We start from the raw sequence: 14,456 nt of genomic DNA on the forward strand, positions 1-14,456 counted from the left end.
ACGACGCGGCGAAAAGACTCTGAACAGGCTCTAAGCGCATATCCTGGCCAGCTGCGGCGTTGCTCGCTGGCAGGCGGGCGCTTTAGGACGCCTTCCCGTCGCGTTGCCATCCAAGGAGGCTGCCATGCACCGATTGCTGATCTGCCTGTTGTTGGCCTGTTGCACCCTGTTGTTGCGCGCCGAGCAGGTGCTGACCGGTAGCTGGGGTGGCGAGGTGGCGGGACAGGCGGTAAGCCTGAGCCTGAACGGCAAGGGGGGCGGTAGCCTGGATGGCAAGCCCATACGCTACCAGGTGATGGGTGGCCTGCTGCTGATTGAAGAAGACGGCGAGGTGACGCCGTATCAGTTCCGGCTGCAGGGTGGCCAGCTGCTGATTGCCGGTGGGGATATACCGGGCGTGCTGAGCATGATACGGGTCAAGCCGGGGCAGAAGCCGCCACGTGGCAATGCCACCCAGGCCCAGGCCGGTGGCTTGCGGCAGGAGCTGGTGGGCAGTTGGTGCCTGGTGCGCAACTTCAGCGCCAGTGGCGGTGGCGGCTCACAAAGCTCGACCTGCTTTGAGCTACGGCCCGATGGCAGTTACAGCTATAGCAGCGAGCGCAGCATGGATGCCTACGGCGGTGGCATGTGGGGCGGTACCAGCTCAAGCAGCAGCGACAGTGGCCGCTGGACGGCCACCGGCAATAGCCTGACGGCGCACTCCCACAAGGGCGGCAGCACCACCTACCCGCTGGAAAAGCGCAACCATCCCAGGAACAACGACCCCATGCTGTGTCTGGATGGCGACTGCTATGTGACGCAGTGGCAGCGTGCGCCGTGGTAGGGCGCTTCCTGGTGATGGTGCGCGGTGGCCGCCCATCGGGCCAGTATTAGTGCTTGCTGGCCAGGTTGTTGATATAGCGTATGCCCAGCAACTTCAGCACCAGGTTGCGGAAGGCCTTGCCCAGGGGGTAGGCGATCCTGGCGCCCAGGCGGTGGCTGAAGACATGGTAGTTGAGCCGGTTGAACAGGCCGGAAGGCGTGCTAAGCAGGGTGAGCATATGGATGGCGTCGGCGCCGTAATAGACGACATCCTTGAACTTGAGCACCATGCCCTGATCGATATCAAGTCCGGCCGCCGTGATCTCGTCCATCAGTTCGCCAGGTTGGCGGGCGTCGACTAGATGTAAGGTGCCGACGGTCTCGCGGATGCGGATATAACGGCAGTAGACCGTGCATACCGGACACTCCCCGTCGTACACCAACCATGCGTCCTGATGCTTGTTGTCTGCGGTTTTCATGGGGCTGCTCCCGGCATGATGCTTGCGGATTGAATGGTGGCATTGTATGCTGTTATTTAACTAATTAGCTAAATAAATTTATCGGGGTGGTACCGCCAAACCGGGTGCTAGCCTGCGGTTGCCAAGGAGCTGCCATGCCTGTCATCAACAACGCCATCTATGATCAGGTTGCGCACACCTGGTGGGACGAGGATGGTTTTATGTCACTGCTGCGTACCGCCATCAATCCTCCCCGCTTTGCCTATTTTGAGGCGGCCTTGACGGGCGTACTGCAGCGCCAGCCGGCGGGCTTGAAGGTGCTGGATGTCGGCTGTGGCGGTGGGCTGCTGTCGGAGCGGTTTGCCGCGCTGGGCTGCCAGGTAACCGGGCTGGATCGTGCGGCGGCTGGCCTGGCGGCCGCTAGGGCCCATGCCGAGGCCAGCGGCTTGTGTATTGATTACCAGCAAGGCAGTGCCGAGCAACTGCCGTTTGCAGACCAGCAGTTCGATGTCGTCTGCTGCTGCGATGTGCTGGAGCATGTGGATGACGTGGATGCCGTGCTGGCAGAGATAGCCAGGGTGCTCAAGCCGGGTGGGGTGTTCTTCTTTGACACCATCAACCGTACACTGCGCAGCAAGCTGCTGGCCATCAAGCTGGCGCAGGATTGGGCGCTGACGAGGCTGATGCCGGCCGATGTCCATGTCTGGCACCAGTTTATCCGGCCGCAGGAGTTGCGGCAGGGGATGGCAAGGCACGGCTTGGGCCAGGTGGTGATGGCCGGGCTGTCGCCGGTAGGCAATCCCTTACGGCCCTTGTGGGGACTGCTGCTGCACAAGCTGGGGCGACTGAGTTTTGCCGGCCTGGGCGAGCGCGTACGCCTGGGGGCGACGCGGGATATGTCGGTCTCGTATATGGGCTATGCCCTGCGTGAGGCGGCGGCGGGCTGAGGGGCACCGCAGGGCGCGGGTGTGAGCGGCGGCCCGGCCTATGGGTGCATGCTATACAGCATGAACGAGGATTGCGTCCTGATTGCCGGCCACCATGTTGCTGCGTGCCTTGCTGCTCACCTGCCTGCTTCAAGCTGTTTGCCTGGGCGCACCATGCAGCAAGGTACTACGCGTGCCATTCGAGAGCTGGCCGCCGTATTCCTATCTGGACGCTGGCGGCAAGCCGGCGGGTTTCGAGATAGACATGCTGGATGCCATTGCCAGGGCGGCGGGATGCAAGGTGTCGTGGGTGCAGGACTTGCCGCGCAAGCGGCGCTGGCTGTATTTCACCCAGGGCGAGCTGGATGTGCTGCTGGCTGCCTCCGACAACGGACTGGCATCGCACAACGCCGTCGCCATGTTTACCCGCCCCTATCGCCCGGAAATCATTGCGGCCTTTGTGCTGGATGACCGACGGCACCGCCCGCATGTGGGCTCATTGCAGGCGATGCTGGATCACCGGGTGCCACTGGTAACCCAGACCGGGAGCGATGGCGGCTACCCCTTGGCGGCGCAGTTTCTGGCGGCGGGCCTAGTGACGCGGTATGAGGCGTACCGCAAGGGGGTACAGCTGCTGCAACTGCGGCGTGGCGAAGTGCTGATAGGCGACCAATGGGCGGTACAGCATGCCGCCACCGAGCAGGGCGTGCCCATCCGGCGGCTGGACATCGCGATTGCCAGGGGCGAGGTGGCCTATATGCTCAATCGCAAGACACTGACGCTGGCCGACCTGAACGTTATCAACGAGGCGATTGTGCAGCTGGGCCGCGACGGCACGCTGGAGCGTATCCGGCGGCGCTGGTTGGTTGGGCTGTAGTAAGCCTTGGTCGGTGAGGCGCGGTTGCTTGGGTGAGCTCATGCTTGTTCTGACTCAAAAGCGGCCAGCAGGCCGTCGAAAATGGCGAAACTGGCTGTGAGAAGCAGGTTGTCATCGCTCAGACGGCTCCGCAGGCCGGTCAAGACTTGTTCAACACCCGCCGCTTCGGGTACTGATGTGCCACCAACATCGAGGTAATGGACCAAGGCAGCCATCCTGCGCATTGCTGGGCTATCAAGGCCGAAGCTGGCACATAGGGTTTCGAACGTCACACGAGAGCCGGTATGACTGAAGCGGGCGCCGTCGAAATCAAATCCAAGCGCATCGCTGGGGCAGTCTGCAGGTGTGGCCAACCAAAGGAAATGGGCTGCAGGATCGATGAAGCGCTGGATTAACCAAGCGCTCGCGAGTCGGTCCGCCCAAGGGCGTTGCCGGGTTGCCCAGCGCCGGCCTTGAAAGTCGGCAATGTCGAGTCGGGGCAATGCCATCTCGATGGCTTGTGGCTCGCCTGGGTGGCGTAGCTGGCGAAGAAGCTGGTCTAGCTCAGCCTGTGCTGCCAAAACCTGCGGCCTCCCCTCGCCGGGGAAGAAGTCGATCGTAGTCAACGCATCGACCTGTTTGCGCAAACGCCTAGCCTTTTTGACGGATTCGTCGGCACTGGCCAGCGTCAAACTGGCTCTCAGGTGGGAAATCTCACCCAGCAGCGCTGTGTACTCCAAAGATCGATCGAAGAGCCCAGGAAATCCTTCTGTGTCGCTGCCGCAAACCTCGAGCAAGTAGGCCGTGCCTTCATTCTGGCGAACGTCTTCCGCTACGGCGCTGAGTGCGCCAAGACATTCGCCGCGCCGAGGCAGCAAGTAAACACCATCTCGCAGCACTGCCGCGCCGCTGGCCTTGAGTGTCCGCCAAACGCGCATGCGTGCAGTTGCGTTGCCGGTGGGTAGAGTCAGTATAAGTGCTAGCCATTCGTTCATCCTTCCATGATACATGCAATATGATCTACAAAAAATGTAGCGTATTTATATATGCTTCGTATAGAGTGCTGACATGATCGGGTGCGAGTCATGTTGCCCAACTTGATCGCAAGTCGAGCGGCTGCTCCACCTTATGGCTCGCCATGCGAGACGAACGGAAGTCTCGGGCCTTGGGTGGTAAGACTGTGCAGATAGAGGTGTGGTGGATACCGCCACGAACAGCGTTCAATCGGGAGTCACAATGAGAAAGTTGATTGCGTTTGCCATTTTTGCCCTGCAGTCCAGCATTTCATTCGGGGCGGGCACGGCGGAGCCATCGCCCAAAAAGATCACCTTTGTTTGCGAGTATGGCGTGGCAAAAAGTGTCATTGCCGAGAAGTACTTCAATAAGCTCGCCAAAGAACAGGGTCTGAAATACACCGCTGTATCAAGGGGTGTCACCAGCAAAGCAGAGCTTCAACCAGCGACGGCTGTCGGCCTGAAGGAGGACGGCATGGATACGTCAGCATTCGTGCCTGAGAACTTGAGTGAGGCGGATGCCGAAACGTCCGAAAGAGTCGTGCTGATTGGGATCGAGCAAGCACCTGGCTTCTTGAACAAGGAAAAGGTTGTGGCCTGGGAAGGCGTTCCTTCCGTAAGCAAGAGCTACGTGGCAGTGCGTGAAGACATGATTGCTCGAATCAAGCAGTTAATTGCAGAGTTGCCCAAGTGAGTGTGTTTGAAGGGTAAGCCTCGGTTTGCTTTCCTAAGACATTGATCGTCTTTGGCCAGTGCGGTGTGGCGAGTCCGACAGCTCAGCTTTCCCCCATCAAGCCTATGCTGCGTGGTGGTCGGGTCAATGGATGGCCGACATCAGGCTGAGCTGGCCGTCGCGGTAGCGCACGGCTTGCCCCACCCAGGTGGGATCGACCTGGGGTAGCACGGCGGCGGGCTTGCGTAGTTCGCGCAGCAGGGTGGCGCCGTGCGACAGGCGGCCACCCATAAGGGCGATGACGGCGCGGGCTTCGCGGTAGTGGGCATGGCGGCCGGGGTCCAGGGTGGCTTCCAGCAGGATGTCCTGGCCCAGTATGCCCTCGGCGGCACCGGGATAGATGACGAAACCCTGCGCCTGTGTGTGGTCGGCCTGGCCGTCTTGCCAGAAGGCGCCCGGCTGGGTGCGGCTGGCAGGATGTGGGGTGTACCAATAGGCGCGGTCGGGCTCGGGCATGGCGTGGTGCAAACGGAAAAAGATGCGCATGAGGTTATCGCGGTACCACTCGCGTACCTGCAGATAGTAGCCGCGCATGCCGGGCAGGCCCAGGCGGTGGGCTAGCTGGATGGCACCGGTCCAGCGCGGGAAAGGCTGCAGGGGCAGGGCGGTGTAGGCGGGTCTTGGGGTGGCGGGGTCGGTCTCCCACGGCAGGCGGTGGGGCGCGTGGCCCAGCGTGGCGTAGGCGGTGGCTGGACGGCCCAACAAGCTGCCGCCGCTGCCGGCCAGGGCGGTGCCTATGCAGAGATTGCCTTGCACCACAAACACATAGAAGCGGCAGAACCAGTCTGCCAGTTGCTGGCCGTTGGCTGCCTGGGCCCGTAGCTGATCCAGCTCGGCATCAAAGCGCTGCAGGCCGGCGGCGAGATCGGGCAGGGCGGCGCGGCTGCGTTGCTGCATGCGCCAGAACAAGGGCAGCTGGCGCAGCAATCTGGCTGGCCTTAGCCCCAGCTTGGGGGCGCTGCCACCGACCTCGTCGGCGTAGCGCTGCGAGGGCAGGCCCCAGTCGGCCAGCCGTGCCAGGAACAGGTCGTTGTTGATGTAGGAGGCATCGCCATAGCGGGCGGTAAAGGGCTCGGCATCCTGCAGCACCCGGCCATCCCAGCGGGCCATGATGGCGGGTATGCTGCCGGCGGCGCGGCGCTGGGCGTATTCGACCAGGCGGCTGGGCTGCGGTGGCAGGATTTCGGCAATATTGGCGGCGGTCAGATGGCGGCGCCAGCCGTAGTCGCTGATGGGCCGGTATTGCAGCAGCCAGAGTTGCCGGCCGTCCCAGGCCCATTCCACATCGCCATGCACATAGTGGAAGGCATGCAGTACTGCCTGCAGGAACTGCCACAGTGCCTGCTGGCTGAGGCCATGTTGGGTGGGGAAGTGGCGGCTGGCCCAGTCGCCACCCAGCCGTGACAGGATGGCGCGTTGGGGATTCAGTTGGCCGTCGGCCAGGCCGGCAAGATGGCCTTCCACCCATTCGACCTCGGCGGCCAGATGGCGGACGAAGGCGATGCCCGAGAGCACGGGGGCGACAAAGCGCTGCACGACCACTTCTTCCACACCAGACTGGCGCAGCAGGGCGATATGCTCGGCGACGGCGGTTCTGGGGAGCTGGAGATAGGTGGTGGAGAGCCCGGCATTGGCCTGGTCGGCCTGATCCTCGGCGTGGCTGGAGGAGCGGACGGCCCAGGTGGCGTCGGGCTGGCTGGCTAGCAAGGCGGCCACGCGTGGATCGTCGGCGTGGTTGACGCTGACGGCGGTGGGTACCGGCAGGCCGGCGAGCGCAGCCAGTTGCAGCCGGCCGCCCTTGCCGTGGGCCACGAAGCCTCGCTGGCCGGATTCCAGCCAGGCGACGAATTCGGTTGGCTGGTCTATCCAGGGGTAGTGGCCCCAGCCGGGCTGGATGCTGACGTGCAGGTCTGCCCGGGCCAGGATGGCCGACCAGGCCGAGGCCTGCTCGCGGCCCAGCATGGCATCGTGCTCTCCCCAGACCAGTTCCATGCTGTCGTTGATCCATTCCAGCAGGGGCAGGGCGGTATCGGCCCTTACCATGTCCCAATAGGGCAGGAAGGCGCGGCAGCGGCGATAGCCCATGCCCATGCGGCGGTATTGGGTGGCGGACCAGCGCTGGCGCGAAAACTTGTGTGCCAGCCAGTGCGGTTTGTAGGCCAACAGCCAGTAAGCCAGCAGGCGCATAGGCTTGGGTGCCATCAGGGCCGGCAGGCGACGTTGCCAGAGGAAGGCGCCAACCGGGGCCAGCAGCACAGTGCGCTGGAAATGGCCGGGCCGGCGGGCCAGTGCATGCATGACCAGGAGGGCATTGACCCCGACGGCGAAGATGTGACTGCCGGGCTGGGTGGCGGCCAGCAGCGCTTCGGCATAGCTGGCGAGATCGGGTAGCGGTGGCGCCGGGTTGTCGCCAAAGCCGGGCAGCTCCAGCGGCTGGGGATGGTAGTGGCGGAAATAGGGCAGGGCATCATTCCACCAGTCGGCGGCGCCACCATTGCCGGCCAGCAGGTAAAGGATGGGTTTAGCACTCACGGGTGTGTTCCAGATAGCGTTGCAGGGCCTGCAGTCGGCGTTTTGTTTCCCAGCTGAAGTACCGCAGCATCAAGGGTTCCAACCAGCCCCACCCACGTGCAGCCTTGATCTGGTAGCGGAAGTTGGCGGTGACTTGCTGCTCGCCGGTCTCGACAAATGCCCAGGTGCCGGCAAAGGTGGCCAGTACCCGCGGACCTTTCAGCATCCTGATGGCGGCCCGTTCCGGCGGTAGCCAGGCGACGTACTCGACCACCATGGTCATGCCGTGCCAAGCAGTGACGGTGATGATACGGCGACCATCGGTGGTGGACTCGCTCTCTAGCTTGGCGGCGAAGGGATCCCACTGCTGGCGCAGGGCGTAGTCCTGGGAGGTATGGAAGGCGATGGCCTGCCTGCAGCGCAGGGTGGCGCGATGTTCGACGATGGGCATGGCGTTGACCCTCTTATAAAACACTTCCGACGTTGTTGCACATGCTTGTCGTACTTGTGTACTGCCTGCTGCGCGCGATTGCGATGGCGCGTCTGGCCAGAACCGCTACGCTGGGCTTGGCTCTGTCTCCGGTTGCAGCCAGCCGCAATAGTGCAGCAAGCGATGTGGGCCGAGGCCGATGGTGACATCAAAATGGAAGCGGTCGGCCACCGCCCATTCGCGTGCCTGTACCTGCAGCGACAGGAACGCTGGCAGGGGTAGGCCCAAAAAGCGGGTGTGGTGGCTGCGCTGATGCAGGCCGTAGGCGTCTACCTGGTTGCGCAGCAGCAGACGCAGGGGGCCGAATGATTCACTGAGCCCCATGGGGTGCTGGCGCTGTTGCGAGACCATGGCACGGCTACCGAAGTAACGCTGCCAGGATTCACTTTGGCCCTGCGCCACCAGCCGCACGGCAATAGCCAGCTGCTTGCCTTCGGCGGGCAGGCGTGCCAGCCAGAGCAGGCTGCGCAGCAGGGGACAGGGGCTCCAGCTGACATCGACCTGGCCGCGCCACCAAGGCCCTGGCTGGTCATGGAAGGCTTGCAGCAGCGGGGGCAGGTGGCGGTAGTCGGGGCCGAGGGCGGTTTGGTAGAGCGTGGGCATGGTGGGCTAGTCGCTGGCTGGGTAGGCGGGCTTCAGATCAGCGCCCGCAAGGCGCCTGCCAGGGTGGGATAACGGAAGACATAACCTTGCGACTGCAGGCGGTGTGGCACAACGCGCTGGCCATCGAAGAACAGCTGGGCCATCTCGCCCATGACTAGGCGCAAGGGGGCGGCCGGCAGGTGCAGGAAAACCGGCCTATGCATCAGTCTGCCTATGGTCTGGGCAAAGTCGGCCTGACTGATGGCCTCGGGCGCGACCGCATTGTAGGTGCCCTGCATGGTGCCGTCGCCCAGTGCTCTGGCGATCATGCCTAGTACATCGTCGCGGTGTACCCAGCTCATGATCTGGCGGCCATTGCCCATGCGGCCACCCAGCCCGAAGCGATGGGGCAGCAGCAGGGGAAGCAGGGCGCCGCCGGGGCCGAACACCAGGCCTAGCCGCAGGGTGACCAGGCGCAGGCCCTGGCGCTGCGCAGGCTGGGCGGATTCCTCCCAACGGGCGCACAGTTCGGTCATGAAACCCTGGCCGGCGCGGCTGTCTTCGTGCAGCAGCTCGTCGGCCGGCCGCACGCCGTAGTAGCCTATGGCCGACGCCTGTATCCAAGTGGCGGGCTTGTGGGTGGCCCTTGCCAGCCACGCTTGCAGGGCCTGGGTGGTGCCCACCCGGCTGGCCAGCAATTGCGCCTTGCGCTGGGGGCTCCAGCGTGGGCCGACCACCGGTGCGCCGGCCAGGTTGATGATGGCGTCGAACTGCTCGGCGCTGTGCAACTGGTCCAGCGCGGGCACGCAGCGGGCGCGGCCGTGAAACAGATAGGCGGCATTCAGGGGATCACGCGCCAGCACGGTGACATTGTGGCCGGCTGCCAGCAGCTGCGATACCAGGGCTTCGCCGATAAAGCCGGTGCCACCGGTTACCAACACCCTTTGATGGGGCAGGTCGGCAAACGGGTTGGGGGTGGCGGCGGCCTGCCCCAGCTTGCGGGCGGCCAGTGCATCGCGCACGCCCGAGAGGGCTATGCCGGCAGCAAACAGGCTGAGCAGACAACCACGCCAGCCGGTATCGAGGCTGACCAGGGCGCTGGGCAGGCTGGCCCAGTCGGCCAATTGCCAGGCATACAGCCCGAACAGGGCGCCGCCGTTGATGGCCAGCACGGTATGCAACACGCGTTCGGTGCTGGGGAGCTTGCGGCTGTTGTCTTCCACCACGAAATCCCACAGGGTGAGGCCGACTTCGACCAGCACCAGGGCGGCAATGGCCGCAACCCAGAGGCCATGGAACCCTACGTGGGCCAGGGCGGCGAAGACCACGCCGTAGAGCAGGGCGCGGACGGCATGCAGGGTCAGCTCCTTGCGGGCGCCGGGGCGCTGCGGCAAGCCGACGGTCAGTTCGTGGTGGTACAGGGTATCGAAGGCGCCCATCAAGCCCTGCAGTATCAGCAGGTTGAGGACCCAGTCCAATGGTGTGGCAAACATGATGTGTTTCCTATGAAGCAGTATTTGGAAAAGCGAGCCCTTACCAGGCCATGGGCTTGTGCACCATCAGCCAGTAGACAACGATCAGGGCACTGAAGGCGGGGAAGCCGAGTACAGTCCAGATTCGTTCGTAACGCCAGTAGCTGGGCGGCAGCGGGGTGTTGTCGCGTGCGGCGTGCTGGGCCATGTCGCGCATGCGGAGCTGCAGCCACACCACGGGCACCCAGCAGGCGCCGGCCAGGGCGTAGAGGGCGATGGAGGCGACGATCCAGAACGAATCCATGGGGAAGCCGGCCAGGTGGATCATCCACACTCCGGAGAGCGGCTGGATGATGACGGCGGGGGTGGTGAACCACCAGTCGGCGCGGGCAACCCAGCGGGTGACCACGGCGATGGCCTGGACATTGCCGCTGCGGTTGGCAAAGAACATATAGAAGGCGGTGCCAAAGCCGGTGCCGAACATAAAGGTGGCCGAGAGTATGTGCAGCCACTTGAGGGTGAGGTAGTCCATGATCAGCTCGCTTTGCGGGTGGCGGGAGTAAGGGCGGTCAGCAAGCCCAGCAGGGCCAGGATGGGCAGGTTTTTGCTGATGGGGCCGAAGGGGTGCAGCCACCATTGCGGCAGAAGTAGGCTGATAAAGAGGGTGTAGCTCAGGATCAGCGCGATCTGTGCCTGCCATAGCCGGCGATGGGGATGGCTGAGGGTGAGTAGGCCCAGGATCAGATCCAACCCTGCGCCGCCCCAGAGCGCTGCCGGGTGCCAGGCGGCGGGCAGGCCAGCATCGGCCAGTAGTTGCAGTCCCAGCGGCGCTTGCTGGATGGAAACGATTGCCGTCAGTAGCCAGACGAACGCCAAGGCCAGGCGTAGCCAGGGCTGCCAAGCGGCGATGACGGCTGCACTGCGCAGGGCGGGATGGCTGTAGGCCGGTGGTGGGTGCATGGGGCGGCCCAGCAACTGCTGGATGGGGCCGGCATCAGCGCAACTGCCGGCTCGCAGCATGCTGAGGCTGGCTGGGTTGAGCAGGCTGCCTGGGCACAGGGCGGCCAAGTGGCTGATGCCGCTTACCCAAAGGGCCGGGAGGGCAATGACGGGGGCGCGCGCCATGCCCATGCCGCTCCGCAGCGCCTGCAGGTAATCATGCCAGGGCAAGGCCTGCGGGCCGACCGCTGCCAGGGTGATGCGGCCGAGGGTGGGGCGGTGGATCAACTGGAGCAAGGTATCCACCAGATCGGCCAGATGGATGGGCTGTACCGGGCCGGCATCGGCTGGCACCAGCAGGCAGGGCTGGGCCGCCATCTGGCGGAACAGGGTGCTGCTGCTGCCCTGGTCGGCGTATACCAGCGAGGGCTGCACGATGGCCCAGTCCAGCGGTGCGGTACGCAGCACGGCATCGGCCGCGGCCTTGCTGCGCCAGTAGGCGGTGGCGGCCTGCGGGTGGGCACCCAGGGCCGAGAGTTGGATGACCCGTTCCACCCCGGCCACGATGGCGGCGTTGAACAGGGCGATGGGGGCCTGGGTGTGGAGGTGGGCGAAAGTCTGGCTACCGGTCTCGGCAAAGATGCCCACGGTGTTGATGACCAGGTCGATGCCGTCCAGCAGCGGTAGCCAGTCGTCTTCGTTCAGAAGTGTGGCCATATCGGCGGCATGCCAGTGCAGTTGGCCGACTGCTGCCGTGTTGGCAGGGGGGCGACGGCACAGGGCGTGTACCGTGTGGCCCTGTGCCAGGAGCCGGGGGAGCAAAGCACTGCCAACTAGGCCGCTGGCGCCGGTAAGCAGGATGTCCATGATGGCTCCGGGTGTTTTCGTTGCGGCAATTTCTGTAAAGACAGAAATAGATTGCCAAATTTTTTAGCGATAGCGAGTGGCGCAGACGCCATCGGTGCAGGTGAAGCCCATCATTTCGCTGGCACGGTAGCGGTTGCGGGCAAACCAGCGGTACAGGCTGCGCCACAGGGGCTTGGTGACGCCTATGGTCAGCGGCCATACCAGCCAGGCCCGGCCTACCGCAGTATAGGCAGCGGCGATGCAGTCGATGCCGACCAGCATCCTGCCTTGGTCATCGAGGCCATGCAGTTCGGCATCCAGGGCTGCAAGGGTGACGCCGTAGCGGGCGGCGTCGAAGCCTTCGGCGTGCATATCGCTGAAAGCCAGGCGGCCGTGCCTATCCAGTCGGGCCAGGCGGCGCATTTCGGCGGCGCAGAGGGGGCAGCGGCTATCGTAGAACAGGGTGAGGGTAGTCATGGTGCTTACTCGCTTGTCAGGGTAGGTCGTTGCTGTCATCGGTGCTCAGGAAGCGGGCCATCTTGCCGCCCATCTTCAAAAAGCGCTTGAGCGTGGGGGGAGGCAGGCCTTTGAAGTCTTCGTAGGCGCGCATCAGGTCTTCCATAAAGCTCAGTACCTCATCCATGCGGGCGCGGGTGACGGCATCGAGTTCGCGGTCGCCATCGGCTTCCAGCGAGCACTCGCGCAGTACCGTCAGGGTCGGGTCCAGCTCGCGCTTCTTGCGCTCTTCCATCACCACCCTGAAGATTTCCCAGACATCCTGATGGGCCACGAAGTGATCCCGGCGGTCGCCCAGATTGTGGGTCACCCGGGTCAGGCCCCAGCTCTGCAGCTCCTTGAGGCTGGTGCTGACATTGGAGCGGGCGACGCCCAGGGTCTCGCTGATTTCCTCGGCATGCAGCGGATGTGGGCTGAGGAAGAGCAGGGCGTGGATCTGGGCGACGGTGCGGTTGACACCCCAGCGGGTGCCCATTTCGCCCCAGTGGAGGATGTATTTCTGTGCGGTGGGGCTGAGCTTCATGATGTATTCAGTAATTTCTGTCGTTACAGAAATTAAATACGAAACAGGCAGCCGGGTCAAGCTGGATTGATGGGCGGGGAGGAGGCGGGAGGGGGCTGCCTATTGTGGTGGCAAGCGCTGGAACCAAGCAGGATGAGGGATGAAGGGGGCCGGTGCGGCAGCCGCGGGGTGGCCAGGCGGTCTGCGCCGCTAGCCCGTTCGCTGCGCCGGGCCTATTGCGGCGGCCCTATTCAAGCTGGGGCTGCAGCCTGGTATGCCAGCCCCAGATAGGTATGTACCTGCTTGGCCTGGATATCCTGGATGGCAGAGAGCTTGATATGGCGGCGCAGCCTACCTTCGCCCTCCAGCACCTGGTGCGGATCGGGCAGTGCCGCGCCGTCGCTAAACTCCAGCGAGACATGCTTGGCGTAAGAGAAAACACCACAGAATGGTTTGCCCGCAGAGAACAACAGGCCGCCGTATTTCACTTCCTCGGTTACGCCGACGCCCAGGCTCAGCACTGCCTCGCGCAGGGTTTGTACCAGGGTGTAGCGCGCTTCATCTAGGGCGCGGATGTCGTCCAGCAGCTTTGCAACGCGATCAGTGCTCATATAGGACCTTGGTGTGGGGGTGCTTGGTTTAGCTGGCCGCAATCTACGCCATCAACGGGCCCATGAAAATAGCGAGGAAATATCTTGGCCTGATGCTGCAGGGGGTGTAAGCCGGATTTTCTAGCGGCGCTGAGTGTTTTGCGGAGCAACGCTCGGCGCATGATGGGCCATCAGCTCCGTCAGCCAATCTATCCATACCCTAAGCCGTGCGCTGACATGGCGGTTAGGTGAGTACATCAGGTGCATGGGCATGGGTGCGGAGCACCAGGCCTCGAACAGCGGGGTCAGGCGCCCCTGTACCACATGTGTCTCGGCCATATAGTGCGGCAGCCACAGGACGCCCATGCCGGCCAGGCCCGCAGCCAGATGGGCGTTGCCGTCATCAAGGGCGACGGTGTAGCGGCCCTGCACCTCGATGCGCTCGTCTGCTCGCCACAGTGTGACGGGGGCAACCTTGCCGTTGCTGGCACGCAGAAAGCCCACGACACGGTGGTGCGTGTCTTCCAGCTCTGCTGGGTGCAATGGCGTGCCCGAGCGCGCCAGATAGCCTGGTGCTGCGTAGGCGCCAAACTGTAATACCCCTATGCGGCGGGCAATCAAGGCGGAGTCTGGCAGTTCGCCGCCACGCAGTACGCAGTCCACATTGTCGGCTATGACATCCACCATCCTGTCGCTGACACCCAGATCCAGCTGGATATCGGGATAGCGGGCGTGGAAGTCCGGCAGGGCCGGCATCAGTATCATCAGGGCGAAAGGGCTGGGTACGTCCACCCGCAAACGTCCTTTGGGCGAAGTGACAGCGCTCGATAGGCTGGCATCAGCCTCTTCCAGATCGGCGAGTAGCCGCACCACATGCTGGTAGTAGGTGGCCCCCTCGCTGGTCAGTTGAACCTTGCGTGTAGTGCGATGTAGCAGTTTGACGCGCAGGCGTGCCTCCAGCTGCTGGATCAACTGAGTCACCGTGGTCTTGCTGATATGTAGCGTCTGCGCCGCCTTGGTGAAGCTCCCTGCCTCCACTACGCGGGTGAAGGCCTGCAGTGCGTCGAATCGGTCCATGGTCACCTCTGATGTGCAACTAATTGTTTGCTTAATGCAAACAGTCATTGTGCGTCTTTGGTGTTTATTCGCCTAGGGCGAATTCCTAGAATCGCCTTATCTGCTCGATCAGCGATGCCGGTCCTCTCGCCCGGTGCTATCTGA

16 protein-coding genes are annotated in these 14,456 nt (G+C 63.5%); 4 read left to right on the forward strand and 12 right to left on the reverse strand.

Annotation, left to right across the window (positions count from 1 at the left end; translation table 11 throughout):
• The first annotated feature begins 124 nt into the window (after positions 1 to 124).
• Positions 125 to 823, forward strand: coding sequence for a hypothetical protein (locus tag QQK16_RS13605; protein WP_284197026.1), 699 nt, complete (start codon positions 125 to 127; stop codon positions 821 to 823).
• Between the two features lie 46 nt (positions 824 to 869).
• Here QQK16_RS13605 and QQK16_RS13610 read toward each other — a convergent pair whose 3' ends face one another.
• Positions 870 to 1,280 carry a DCC1-like thiol-disulfide oxidoreductase family protein gene (locus tag QQK16_RS13610; protein WP_284197027.1) on the reverse strand — a complete coding sequence of 137 codons (411 nt, stop codon included), beginning with the start codon at positions 1,278 to 1,280 and terminating at the stop codon, positions 870 to 872.
• Between the two features lie 134 nt (positions 1,281 to 1,414).
• Between QQK16_RS13610 and ubiG the strand changes: the two genes are divergently transcribed.
• Both ubiG and QQK16_RS13620 read left to right on the forward strand, forming a co-directional pair.
• Positions 1,415 to 2,206, forward strand: a complete 792-nt coding sequence (gene ubiG / locus QQK16_RS13615; protein WP_284197028.1) for a bifunctional 2-polyprenyl-6-hydroxyphenol methylase/3-demethylubiquinol 3-O-methyltransferase UbiG — start codon at positions 1,415 to 1,417, stop codon at positions 2,204 to 2,206.
• A 94-nt stretch (positions 2,207 to 2,300) separates the two neighbouring features.
• Positions 2,301 to 3,062: a substrate-binding periplasmic protein gene (locus QQK16_RS13620; protein WP_284197029.1), complete on the forward strand. Its 762-nt coding sequence runs from the start codon at positions 2,301 to 2,303 to the stop codon at positions 3,060 to 3,062.
• 38 nt (positions 3,063 to 3,100) lie between these two features.
• Here QQK16_RS13620 and QQK16_RS13625 read toward each other — a convergent pair whose 3' ends face one another.
• Positions 3,101 to 4,036: a chromate resistance protein ChrB domain-containing protein gene (locus QQK16_RS13625; protein WP_284197030.1), complete on the reverse strand. Its 936-nt coding sequence runs from the start codon at positions 4,034 to 4,036 to the stop codon at positions 3,101 to 3,103.
• Positions 4,037 to 4,277: 241 nt separating this feature from the next.
• On the opposite strand from QQK16_RS13625, the gene QQK16_RS13630 reads away from it, so the two are divergent.
• The gene (locus QQK16_RS13630) at positions 4,278 to 4,748 is read left to right on the forward strand and encodes an arsenate reductase/protein-tyrosine-phosphatase family protein (RefSeq protein WP_284197031.1); all 471 of its coding nucleotides are present in this window, start codon (positions 4,278 to 4,280) and stop codon (positions 4,746 to 4,748) included.
• Between the two features lie 123 nt (positions 4,749 to 4,871).
• On the opposite strand, the gene QQK16_RS13635 is transcribed toward QQK16_RS13630, so the two are convergent.
• The 10 genes from QQK16_RS13635 to QQK16_RS13680 all read right to left on the reverse strand — a co-directional run bounded on the left by QQK16_RS13635 (position 4,872) and on the right by QQK16_RS13680 (position 14,312).
• Positions 4,872 to 7,319, reverse strand: a complete 2,448-nt coding sequence (locus tag QQK16_RS13635; RefSeq protein ID WP_284197032.1) for a PEP-utilizing enzyme — start codon at positions 7,317 to 7,319, stop codon at positions 4,872 to 4,874.
• The gene (locus tag QQK16_RS13640) at positions 7,309 to 7,749 is read right to left on the reverse strand and encodes an SRPBCC family protein (RefSeq protein ID WP_284197033.1); all 441 of its coding nucleotides are present in this window, start codon (positions 7,747 to 7,749) and stop codon (positions 7,309 to 7,311) included. The genes QQK16_RS13635 and QQK16_RS13640 overlap by 11 nt, the downstream gene beginning before the upstream one ends.
• A 105-nt stretch (positions 7,750 to 7,854) precedes the next feature.
• Positions 7,855 to 8,391, reverse strand: a complete 537-nt coding sequence (locus QQK16_RS13645) for a DUF4166 domain-containing protein (RefSeq protein ID WP_284197034.1) — start codon at positions 8,389 to 8,391, stop codon at positions 7,855 to 7,857.
• Between the two features lie 32 nt (positions 8,392 to 8,423).
• Positions 8,424 to 9,863 carry a TIGR01777 family oxidoreductase gene (locus QQK16_RS13650; RefSeq protein ID WP_284197035.1) on the reverse strand — a complete coding sequence of 480 codons (1,440 nt, stop codon included), beginning with the start codon at positions 9,861 to 9,863 and terminating at the stop codon, positions 8,424 to 8,426.
• Between the two features lie 40 nt (positions 9,864 to 9,903).
• A complete protein-coding gene (locus QQK16_RS13655; RefSeq protein WP_308447050.1) occupies positions 9,904 to 10,377 on the reverse strand; it encodes a DUF2269 family protein in 474 nt (157 codons plus the stop codon).
• The gene (locus tag QQK16_RS13660; protein WP_284197037.1) at positions 10,377 to 11,648 is read right to left on the reverse strand and encodes an SDR family oxidoreductase; all 1,272 of its coding nucleotides are present in this window, start codon (positions 11,646 to 11,648) and stop codon (positions 10,377 to 10,379) included. The genes QQK16_RS13655 and QQK16_RS13660 overlap by 1 nt, the downstream gene beginning before the upstream one ends.
• Positions 11,649 to 11,711: 63 nt before the next feature.
• Positions 11,712 to 12,104 carry a thiol-disulfide oxidoreductase DCC family protein gene (locus QQK16_RS13665; RefSeq protein WP_284197038.1) on the reverse strand — a complete coding sequence of 131 codons (393 nt, stop codon included), beginning with the start codon at positions 12,102 to 12,104 and terminating at the stop codon, positions 11,712 to 11,714.
• Between the two features lie 16 nt (positions 12,105 to 12,120).
• Positions 12,121 to 12,666, reverse strand: a complete 546-nt coding sequence (locus QQK16_RS13670; RefSeq protein WP_284197039.1) for a GbsR/MarR family transcriptional regulator — start codon at positions 12,664 to 12,666, stop codon at positions 12,121 to 12,123.
• A gap of 230 nt (positions 12,667 to 12,896) precedes the next feature.
• Positions 12,897 to 13,256: a DUF1801 domain-containing protein gene (locus QQK16_RS13675; RefSeq protein ID WP_284197040.1), complete on the reverse strand. Its 360-nt coding sequence runs from the start codon at positions 13,254 to 13,256 to the stop codon at positions 12,897 to 12,899.
• Positions 13,257 to 13,376: 120 nt separating this feature from the next.
• Positions 13,377 to 14,312 carry a LysR family transcriptional regulator gene (locus tag QQK16_RS13680; protein ID WP_284197041.1) on the reverse strand — a complete coding sequence of 312 codons (936 nt, stop codon included), beginning with the start codon at positions 14,310 to 14,312 and terminating at the stop codon, positions 13,377 to 13,379.
• Positions 14,313 to 14,456: the final 144 nt, after the last annotated feature.

Origin of the sequence: Chitinimonas prasina, from assembly GCF_030160395.1 — a bacterium.
Lineage (GTDB): Bacteria > Pseudomonadota > Gammaproteobacteria > Burkholderiales > Chitinimonadaceae > Chitinimonas > Chitinimonas prasina.